Source organism: Paenibacillus etheri (genome assembly GCF_001012825.1).
Lineage (GTDB): Bacteria > Bacillota > Bacilli > Paenibacillales > Paenibacillaceae > Paenibacillus_AQ > Paenibacillus_AQ etheri.
In genome coordinates, this window is the sequence record NZ_LCZJ02000030.1 from 26,712 (window position 1) to 36,879 (window position 10,168).

At 40.6% G+C, this 10,168-nt stretch carries 10 protein-coding genes; 4 read left to right on the forward strand and 6 right to left on the reverse strand.

Annotated features, from left to right (window positions below; all coding sequences use genetic code 11):
- Positions 1 to 176 precede the first annotated feature (176 nt).
- Entirely contained in the window at positions 177 to 1,031 is an 855-nt protein-coding gene (locus tag UQ64_RS18870; protein WP_060625078.1) for an AraC family transcriptional regulator, read from the reverse strand.
- 84 nt (positions 1,032 to 1,115) lie between these two features.
- Here UQ64_RS18870 and UQ64_RS18875 point away from each other — a divergent pair, with 84 nt between their 5' ends.
- Positions 1,116 to 3,026 carry a glycoside hydrolase family 20 zincin-like fold domain-containing protein gene (locus UQ64_RS18875; RefSeq protein WP_060625079.1) on the forward strand — a complete coding sequence of 637 codons (1,911 nt, stop codon included), beginning with the start codon at positions 1,116 to 1,118 and terminating at the stop codon, positions 3,024 to 3,026.
- A 41-nt stretch (positions 3,027 to 3,067) separates the two neighbouring features.
- Here UQ64_RS18875 and UQ64_RS18880 read toward each other — a convergent pair whose 3' ends face one another.
- Entirely contained in the window at positions 3,068 to 3,361 is a 294-nt protein-coding gene (locus tag UQ64_RS18880) for a hypothetical protein (RefSeq protein ID WP_060625080.1), read from the reverse strand.
- A gap of 103 nt (positions 3,362 to 3,464) precedes the next feature.
- On the opposite strand from UQ64_RS18880, the gene UQ64_RS18885 reads away from it, so the two are divergent.
- Together UQ64_RS18885 and UQ64_RS18890 are read left to right on the forward strand one after the other, a co-directional pair.
- A complete protein-coding gene (locus UQ64_RS18885; RefSeq protein WP_060625081.1) occupies positions 3,465 to 4,400 on the forward strand; it encodes a hypothetical protein in 936 nt (311 codons plus the stop codon).
- A 94-nt stretch (positions 4,401 to 4,494) separates the two neighbouring features.
- On the forward strand, positions 4,495 to 4,734 hold the full coding sequence (locus tag UQ64_RS18890; RefSeq protein ID WP_170880314.1) for an NHLP leader peptide family RiPP precursor: 240 nt from the start codon (positions 4,495 to 4,497) through the stop codon (positions 4,732 to 4,734).
- Positions 4,735 to 4,750: 16 nt separating this feature from the next.
- Here the strand turns inward: UQ64_RS18890 and UQ64_RS18895 are convergent, their stop codons facing one another.
- Both UQ64_RS18895 and UQ64_RS18900 read right to left on the reverse strand, forming a co-directional pair.
- Complete coding sequence (locus UQ64_RS18895; RefSeq protein WP_245238087.1) at positions 4,751 to 6,547, reverse strand: sensor histidine kinase; 1,797 nt, start codon at positions 6,545 to 6,547, stop codon at positions 4,751 to 4,753.
- Positions 6,548 to 6,774: 227 nt separating this feature from the next.
- Positions 6,775 to 8,673 (reverse strand): sensor histidine kinase, encoded by a 1,899-nt coding sequence (locus UQ64_RS18900; RefSeq protein WP_060625083.1) that lies wholly within the window; start codon positions 8,671 to 8,673, stop codon positions 6,775 to 6,777.
- 223 nt (positions 8,674 to 8,896) lie between these two features.
- Between UQ64_RS18900 and UQ64_RS18905 the strand changes: the two genes are divergently transcribed.
- On the forward strand, positions 8,897 to 9,301 hold the full coding sequence (locus tag UQ64_RS18905) for a hypothetical protein (protein ID WP_060625084.1): 405 nt from the start codon (positions 8,897 to 8,899) through the stop codon (positions 9,299 to 9,301).
- 116 nt (positions 9,302 to 9,417) lie between these two features.
- Here the strand turns inward: UQ64_RS18905 and UQ64_RS30960 are convergent, their stop codons facing one another.
- Both UQ64_RS30960 and UQ64_RS30965 read right to left on the reverse strand, forming a co-directional pair.
- The gene (locus UQ64_RS30960) at positions 9,418 to 9,603 is read right to left on the reverse strand and encodes an IS3 family transposase (protein ID WP_167348500.1); all 186 of its coding nucleotides are present in this window, start codon (positions 9,601 to 9,603) and stop codon (positions 9,418 to 9,420) included.
- Between the two features lie 11 nt (positions 9,604 to 9,614).
- The coding region (locus UQ64_RS30965) for a DDE-type integrase/transposase/recombinase (protein WP_209445842.1) at positions 9,615 to 10,168 on the reverse strand (554 nt) is incomplete at its 5' end.

A 10,168-nucleotide genomic window follows, 5' to 3' on the forward strand; every position in this document is an offset into this window, starting at 1 on the left:
TTTATTATTTTTTTAGAAGGATTTATACCTAAAATTTGTCATTTTATCCACTATAGTTAATAAGAACTAACGTATTTATGTAATATTAATCCATGATTTTCAACATATCTTATAAAACGACAACAATTATACAATTATAACAATTCTCTTTGGGACTCTAGTAGTATGATGTCGATTTATATGTTACTTCGACAAAGCTGTGGCGCAATCCCCATATATTTTTTAAATAAACGTGAAAAATAGAACGGATCATTATAATGGAGCATGCCTGATATTTCTTTCACTTGTAATGAGGTGTTGAGAAGCAGCTTTTTGGCCTCTGCCATTTTAAGACGGTGAATATATTCATGAAGTGGATACCCGCTACTACGCCGAACAAGACGACGAAGGGTAGACATTGAGATATGATGTTTAGCCGCAATCTGCTCTAGGTCCATTTCACCATAAATGCATAAATTCAGGTCCTCCCGAATCTGGCGCATATAATCTGCCTGAGCATTCCAACTTTTTTCTTCTATTATAAAAGAACACTCCAATAGCATTCTTTCAACGAGTAGTGCGGCCCGATCCGCATCTGCCGGTTCTCCACTTTCCATTCGTTTCAGTACTTCTTCAAATAAGGCCGAAAGACCCATGACCGAATTCGCTTGGAACACATTACCGCCTGCGATTAGACCTGATTCCAACCATTCCGATACACGTGTCCCATTAAAATTAATATAATACTCATCCCAGCTCCCTCCAGATGGTGGACCGAAATTGTAACTATATCCTGGGCGAAAAAAGAATAGGCTGCCTTCACGCACCGGCTGTTCTTTCCCCGAAGTCTCCATATAGGTGCCACCACCTGATACTATGTAAACAATAGCCCAGTGTTCAAAAACTACGCCCGAACGGAATAACGTTCTTCCTGGCAAATGACCGGCTTGTCCTACTCTTATATTTTTAAGCTTCAGCTTGGAGGACTCAACCTTTGGATCGATAATTCGGATTGGATATGGACTGATCATATAATCCATGTGCTTGGACATTATAGACATTCCTCCCCTTGTTTAGTAGTGATAAGGTTATTGTGAAGTTGATCATATTCTACATGAATAAGAGGTGTCCACGCTATGCTTAATCATTCTACACTACTGCTTCTACCTAATCCGCGTGAAATCACATTGTCACAAGGTTCATTCCGTTTCCCCATTAGCGGAAGCATCGTACTTCCTAGTACGGAAGAGCAATGTGCAATGCCAGCTGCACAAAAGCTGCAAGCTGTAATTAAAGAAGCCTTAAATCTTCATTTGACCTTATCCATTGGCACACGTCCAACGGTTGTGTCCGCTTGTATCTTTAGCTATGTGCCATCTTTATCTGAGCAGGCATATGAGATTGTTATTGATCAGAGTGGTATCGTTGTCTCCTATAGCTCACCTGTAGGTGCCTTCTACGCAGTAGCAACCCTAAAACAAATTATTGAACAAAGCGGCAGATCTATTCCTTATCTGCATATTCACGATGAACCTGATTTTGGAGCTCGAGGAATTACCATTGATATCAGTCGCAATAAAATTCCGAAACAAGAAACCTTGTACCGAATCATTGACCTTATGGCCGATCTGAAGATGAACCAAGTTCAGTTATATATAGAAGGTGCTCCGTTCGCATATGAATCTTTCCCTCAAGTGTGGGAGCTTGAGACTCCGATCACTGGAGAGGAAATCTTGCTTCTAGATGCCTACTGCAAGGCGCGTTATATTGAGCTTGTTCCGAACCAGAACAGCTTTGGACATATGGAAGGCTGGCTTTCCCGTCCTGAATTTAACGCTTTGGCAGAAATTCCTGAGGGATTTATGCTTCCCAAGGAATTGTACATGGGAGATGTATATCCAGAAGGACTATTTATGCATCCCGGTACTTTTGATACCGAAGATCCTGCCGTGCTCCCTTTACTAGAAAAAATGTTCGACGATCTGCTTCCCTACTTCTCCTCTAATCAATTTAATGTAGGCTGTGATGAGACATATGAGCTTGGTCTTGGTAAAAGTAAAGCGCTAGCTGAATCACAAGGCAAAGGTCAGATCTATTTATCTTTTCTTCAGAAAATTTATGAGCTTGTTACGAAACGCGGCAAAACGATGCAATTTTGGGGCGATATTATTATCCAACATCCCGAACTAATCCCTCACCTGCCTAAAGATATTATTGCTATGGAATGGGGTTATAGTGCGGAACATCCATTCGAGTCGGATACCCTCAAATTCCGTGAAGCAGGCATTCCTTTCTATGTCTGCCCAGGCACCAGCTCATGGAACTCCATTACAGGGCGTAGCGACAATATGTTTGCCAATCTGCGTAGTGCAGCTATTCATGGCAAGAATAATGGTGCTATCGGCTATCTCATTACCGATTGGGGTGATCACGGGCACTGGCAGCATCTCCCTATGAGCTATACTGGATATGTTTACGGTGCTGCGCTTTCCTGGAATGTAGATAACAATCTAGATGTGAACACTGCAAAGTATTTGAATACATTTATCTTCGCGGATCGTTCCGAGGGTATTGGTCAACTGCTCCTCGATCTCGGTAATTACTATCAGCTTGAATCCGAAATTATTCGTTCAAATGATACGGAAATGTCCCTGCTTCTTCGCACCAATCTCGACAATTTGTTAATTGTAGAGAAACTTACCGAAGAACATTTCAACAATCTCGAAGAATACATGCTCTCTATCGAGGCACGTCTCTCGGGGCTTGATCTTCAATGTGATGATGCTGATCTTGTTCTTAAGGAACTGAGTAACGGAATCCATTTTGTGAAGCACGCTGTACAGCTTGGCAGAATTAAACTGCAGCTGGCATCCGCGCCAGATTCAATTGACCCTAATCTGATTACGGAGCAAATCAATGATTTGAATGTTCTTCTTCATCAATATCGTCTATTGTGGACTGAGCGTAACCGATTCGGTGGCTTAGATCAAAGCATTTGGAGACTTCTACGTCTAAGAGGTCAATACGAAGCATTGAAATCGAAGTAATTTCCTCATCCTAGCTGCAATTGGCGAGTCGAACGTTGAATTTAATGTTTCCGACTCGCTAAGCGCAGCTCTTCATATTGATTTTCAAGCATTTCCCGCTCCCGTTCCTCATGCTTTTCTCTGCCGATTCCCTCTTTCATGCTTTCCTCATCCTCATAGATTTGCCACAGATCAGAGAACAAATAATCTCTGATTTCTACTATTTTTCCATTTAATATCCCATTGGTCCAAATAAGTCCCGCTGAGGTACGCATCACAATGCGGCCGTCTGGCGTTTCAGCCTTTTGCCCCATTCGAATAGTCATAAGCATTTGACCAAAAGTATAACACTCCATTTGTCTTGAAACCTCCTAAATTTTAGTTGTAATGGAATAAAGAGAAGGATATAATCAGGGCGAAAGAACCAGTTTTTTGTAATTTTATTGTAGGAGGGATGCAATGGATTGGCTAAATGATTACGAAGAAGAACTCCGCTTAGTATTTCAAGAGAGCAAAAAGATCATCTCCGAATTTCCTGAGCCTCTAAATTCACAAGGCATGTCCTATCTTGAACATTTTAACGTATTCAATGCGGAAAGCCACAAAAATTACATATGTTATCTATTGCCCTTTTGGCTTCAGAAAAGCTGCGGGCTCTCAGCAGAAATTACCCGTCAAATGTCGATGGGCAATGTCTTCTTCATGCTATATTTTTTCATACAGGATGACCTGATGGACAGCAAAGAATCCTCTACATACGAAAGATTACCTTTGGCGAACCTGCTCTATGTTGAATTTTTGAATATCTACAGACTTTTGTTTCCGAATGACTCCTCTTTCTGGACCTCGTTCAATCGTTATATCGCTCAATGGGCTGACAGTGTTAGTAATGAAACCGCCAGTGATTATTTTCTTAACGATCGGATCAAAATTCCTTATAAAGCCAGTCCGCTCAAACTATCCAGCACCGCTGCCCTTCTGCTATCTGGTAAGGATTCTCTTGTACCGCAGTCTGAGGAAATGATCGACTCTGTTCTACTTACACTGCAAATGCTTGACGACTATGAAGACTGGAAAGAAGATTTATCAGAAGGCAGTTATAATTGTCTCCTCTCACTCACACGAAGCTATCTATCCACTGATAAAGCAACCATACTCACATCAAAAGAGGTCGAATTCTTCCTGTTTACAGCAAACGGACTACGTACCTATGCCGGACTAGCGCAGGATACGCATCGCAAAGTGATGGCTTCCAGCTTGGATGTACCTCATCTCCTAGCCTTCCACTCGATGTTGGTGACAAACTTACAACAGATCTCCGATTCCATCGAAGCAGAAAAACAGCTTTTACAAGGTGGAGGCTTGTTTTATTATTTGTCAAAAAATATACAGTAATTCTATTATTTTGTAATAAAAAGAATAGTATTAGCACAATTGCTATGTTATATTATTAAAGGTAAATATATACATTTTGGAAAGGGTGATTATTTTGTCAGAAGCAGTTCTTAGAAATCAAGTCATTCAAAAGGCATGGGAAGATCCAAGTTTTAAGCAAAGACTACTCGCAGATCCAAAAGCAGCTCTCCAAGAAGCGCTTGGCGTAATCATTCCCGACAGCGTAACCTTGAAAGCCGTTGAAGAAGGTTCAAATGAATTCTATCTTGTAATCCCACCAAGTCCATCATCAGATGTATTGAAAGCAACCGCAGCACCACGCGGTTCTTGGTAAGACAGCAAGTTTAACCTCATAGGGAGTAGGAATCATCCGGAGCTTCTGCCAATGGCAGTATGGTAATGGATTCGGTTCCTACTCCTTTTTTGCTTGTAAATCTCACTTCGCCTTGCATAGCTTCAATGATGCGGAAAGTGACCATCAATCCTAAACCCGTTCCTTTATTTTTCTTGGTGAAATACGGTTCTCCGAGTCGGTGCAGAACATCAGCGTCCATTCCTTCCCCGTTGTCTTTGATGTGAATAATCACTTTATCATCTTCACCGTACACCGACATATAAATGAACCCTTCCTCACTGAACGCTTCAATGCTGTTCTTGATAATGTTGATGAACGCCTGCTTAAACTTCGAGGAATTTCCTTTTACCCATAATTGGCCGGATACATCCAGAATCATCTTTCCTCCATTGATGTGACAAAGGGGTTGCATAATACTCTCAATATGCTTGAATTCATCAAATAAATTCAGACTAGAGATCGTCTCAAATTCCGGTTTAGCAAAGGTCAAGAAATCAGTAATAATATTGGATGCGCGGTCTAGTTCACTTAGGGCCATTGACATATAAATTTGCTCTTCGTTAAGTGATTTCTCGCTAAGCAGCTGAAGAAAGCCCCGAGTGACCTGTAGGGGATTTCTTACTTCATGGGCTACGGATGCAGCGAGCTCGCTAATAATCTCCATTTTTTCCGAACGCTCCAATTCATTGTTGAAACGCTCTAATTCTTTAGAATAATTAACGACCTGTTGATGGTTATAGGCCAATCTTCGTTCCAGAATTACGATCAAGGAAATAATGAAAGCAACCAGCCCCCACTTCCACAAGAACAAATCGTAGTTCCCTTTTTGGATGTAATACCATAGTAGCTCTGTAACTACAGTAAATGCAGCAGTTCCAAATCCAATGGAAAAAACAATAGCATCTTTATTTCCTTTAAGAGAGAACATAATCACACATGCGATCAACAAGATGAATTGGAGGATGAAGATCAGCCCTATAATGGTGGTAGAAACAAAATAATAGAATTCAATATAGCTATTATTCGATAGGAGATTGATTAAAAGACATAACAAACAAAAGGAGGAGTAAAGTACTTGAAATTGACGAAATTTTCGAATGATATTGAACTTACCACTACCAAATATTTTTTCAAATAAAAAGGTGAGCGCTGGTAGAAGTGAAAAAAGGGCTAAGTCCAAGCATACATTACTAATCGGCCCCAATTTACTGTAAAAGGTATAAATGAAGGGGGAGTAGGTTATAGAAAGGATCCCGGTAGATGCTATAACCACTGCTAGTGAAGCAACACTGGAGAAATAATCTTTGTTTATGTATAGAGCACTTATAAATAGAACGATAGCCACCAGAAAAAAAGCGCAGCCCAAAATCACATCACTTAGTCCATTCTCAATATACTCATTAATTAATTGACTGTGTTCACCAATCACTATACTTTCTTTAATTCCAATTCTATCTTGCATGGTTTCTGTCCAGATATATAGTGTTTTCCCGTTATCTTCTTCACTCAAAGGCAACAGCAAAGAATAGTTATCCTTGATATATTTACGATCTCCCTCGAAGATCAAACGATTCTCTACATATACTCTTACATGAAGAGCATATAAAGTATCGATATACACCGAAGGAGACACATAACTTAAATCGGGTAAGGAAATACGGGTCCAAGAAGAGGATACTCCTGAAGGTAACTCTGGGAGTTCCTTTTTAGAGTCTACGTTCATCCAGTTTTGCTGGCCTTCACTCCACGAAATCTCTTTTCCCGTATTTCCTGTTTCAGTCCCCCATTTCATTTGCCACTTTGTTATTTCTTGAGACGGATAGGGGTTCGCCGCCGATACAACAATAGAGCCATAACCTATCAGAAGGAAAAAAAGAGTAAATGTAATGTGGAGTATTCTAACCATCAAGCGCATATAGGCACCTCAGAAGGAAGTTTCAGAAACAATATTCTGTGTGTACTACTTCGCTCACTATACTCCCCATTCCTTCTAAAAAACGGAATAATCATTAAGTTCTACTAAATTTTTCTAGACTTTGGTAATTTAATGATAATTTCCGTTCCTTCCCCTTTCTCACTCTGAAACTCAGTTGTCCCTTCCATCGCCTCAATAATTCGGAAGGTTACCATAAGTCCAAGCCCTGTTCCTTTTGTTTTGTTAGAGTAATAAGGCTCACCTAATCGGGCCAGTTCACTTCCATTCATCCCTTCCCCATTATCACGCACACTGATCATTACATGGGCTTCGGATTTCCAGGCTGTAACTCTAATAAGTCCATTATCCTGTAAGGCTTCGATGCTATTTTTTATAATATTAATAAATGCTTGTTTGAATTTGGCAGATGATCCATTCACGCAGAGTCCCGACTGCAGGTCGAGTTCGATGACTCCCCCCTGCAAATTTGCAAGCGGAGAGAGGATACCCGACACATGCCGTAACTCTTCGGATACATCTAGCCTCTCAATAGTCTCTAGCCCAGGCTTAGCAAAGGTAAGGAAGTCTGAGATAATAACCGTCGCTCTATCCAGTTCTGCGATGGCCATCTGCATATATTCCCTCTCCTTATGATCTGACCGTTCTCCTAGGATCTGAAGGAAACCACGGGTTACCTGTAAGGGATTCCGCACCTCATGCGCTACAGAAGCCGCTAATTCACTTATAATCTCCATTTTCTCGGAGCGCTGTAAATCATTATTGAACGTCTCAAGCTTACGAGAATATTCAACGAGTTGTTCATGGTTTCTCGTAAACCTTCTCCCAAGAATGACGATTAAGGATAATATGAAAAACACCATCCCCCACTTCCACCAATATAATTGATAGGTTTCTCTGGATATGTAGTATACGACCAATTCGCCAAGAGATACAAATGCAAAGATTGTAAACCCTGTAGTAAAAACAATAGCATCCCCATTGCCGCGATAAGTATGAATAAAAGCTAAGCTTAACAGTAATATAATTTGCACAATCATAAAGATGCCTAGAACGTTAGCAGTCATCAATCTATAAAAGTCTTCCAGCTGATATGAAAGAAGGATATTAATAACCATTAGTGAAAGACAGAATATAGAATAAACCACTTGAAACTTGCGGAATCGGGTAACGATTTGCTTTTTCCCTGAACCGAATATTTTCTCAAAATAAAATGTTAAGGATGGTAATACGGTATACAAGGCTAAATCAAAGAAAATAAGCACGACTTTCCCATAATTCCCAAGGATAATTGGCAGGAATGAAGAATACGTAACTACTATGACCCCGATGGATAAAAGAATTAGCATCAACAAAAATCCGTCCGTAAAAAATCCTTTTCTCAAAAATAATGAGCAAATCAACAGAACAATAGCTATAAAGATAAATGTCGTCCCTATAATAATATCCATTAAGCCCCGCTTCACATAAACGGACAACAACTCACTGTAGCGATCTACTCTTATTTCACCTTCTATTCCTAAATCCTTGCTTCCTCCCTGGGTCCATATATATAATTCTTGTCCTCCATCTTCTTCGGATAAAGGAATTAGAATCTTACTGCCATTGAAATTGTATTTATTCTCAGAATCATATACTAACGCGTTATTCAGATAAGCCTTGACGCTATTTCCATATACCTTATTAATGAATAACGCTGATTTCTCGCTCATTTGCGGCAAAGAAAACCGGAGCCACGCTGAGGATATTCCTCTTGGTGTCTCAGGCTTATTATCATGAGGCGTTACGCGAATCCATTCATCGTCTGAAGCTGCTGCAGCTTCTTCGACAGTCTCTGCTTCTGTATTTCCAAATCTAATTTCCCAACTAGGCAGCACAGAGTCTGACGATCCAGCACTCACTATCGCCGTACCGTAAGGAACTATTGCTGTTAGCAATAGAAATAATAGCAAAGTAGCCGCTATCTTTGGTTTTGGCAACTTCATCGTAGCACCTCAGTAATTCATTAGTTGTTTAAATGATCATATATGATTCTTAATTTCGACAACGTTCGCACTATTCCTGCCTATTCTTGTAAATTACCTCGAAAAAAGACGTTATTTATCGGCGTTAATCCCTGATTATTTGTAAAACGATTCGATCATAGACATTCGGGTAAAGATACATATGAGAAGTCCAAATCTTATCCTACTGAGGGAGTGAACGGCTATGGAAGATACACCTAATAAAACTGAAGCCGATTTTGTATATGAGCGTTATATACAAGCCGATATTGATGTAGAAGATGTTGTCAATGAAGATGCCGACCCCGTGTTGGTTGGCGATAGATATTTGGCGGCGGATATTGGCTTAAACCAACCTGAGGAAACACTCGAAAGAAATGACTTACTGGAATCCGATGCATTCCTGGCTGCTGAAACGGCAGGACTAACAAGTAGTGATATGGATGATGCTGAGGACGAGGAGCTGCTAGAGATGGAAGAGGAGGATCCGCCACTGGAAGATATTCCTGATGCAGATGAGGTGTATCCAGGATCCATCATCGACCCTGCTTCACCACCAGTGGATGGCATGCCCGGAACGGATGTCTTAAACGGATCACAGGGAGATTAGAATATATAAAGCCGTCGGGCTAGGATGAAGTGCTCCCTGTCAAGTGGACAGTGTAAAAAACAAAAATAGTTAGTTTGGATACCTCAGCTCTGGTGATGCGAGCTGAGGTATCTTCGTTATGCAGCTCGTCGGTATTCGTTAGGTGACAAGCCATCCAAACATTCTGTGTAGCGGTAGTTATTGTAGTAGTGAATATATTTGCTAACCTCTGTAAGGACATCTTCATAGGTGTCATACTTTGTAAGATAATAGCTTTCTGACTTGTAAGTACCCCAAAAACGCTCAATAGGTTGGTTGTCCAAACACCGACTCACTAGAGACATGCTTTTCTTAAATCCGTATTTTCATGAAGTCGGTTGTACTCATGAGACGTGTACTGGAAGCCTCTGTCGCTTTGTAAAAGAGGGGATACGCTAGGATTCTTCGCGTAAGCCCTTTTCAGCGTATCCATCACGAGTTTATTGTTGTTGGAATGGCTTAATACCCATGAGACAATGGAATTATCATATACATCAATAATGGCGCTCAAATAGGCCTTTCGTCCATTCCCATACTTCAGTTCTGTCACATCTGTACACCATTTTAAATTAGGAGAATTGGCATCAAAGTTACGGTTCATTACATTCTCAGCTACATGGATCTCCGCAGCCTTCACATAACTTGCTCGTTTTCTGCGAATGACCGCTTTAAGCCCAAGAGCACACATAATTCGATAATAACGCTTTTTATTGTACTTCTTTTTGAGCTTTCGGTTTAATTGCGTGCGCATTTGACGATAGCCAAGTATCCCTTTTCGCTTGTCATAACGAAGCTTTACTTCTTTGGCTAACGCACGAATTTCAAGTTCCATGCTAGAGGGTTTCCATC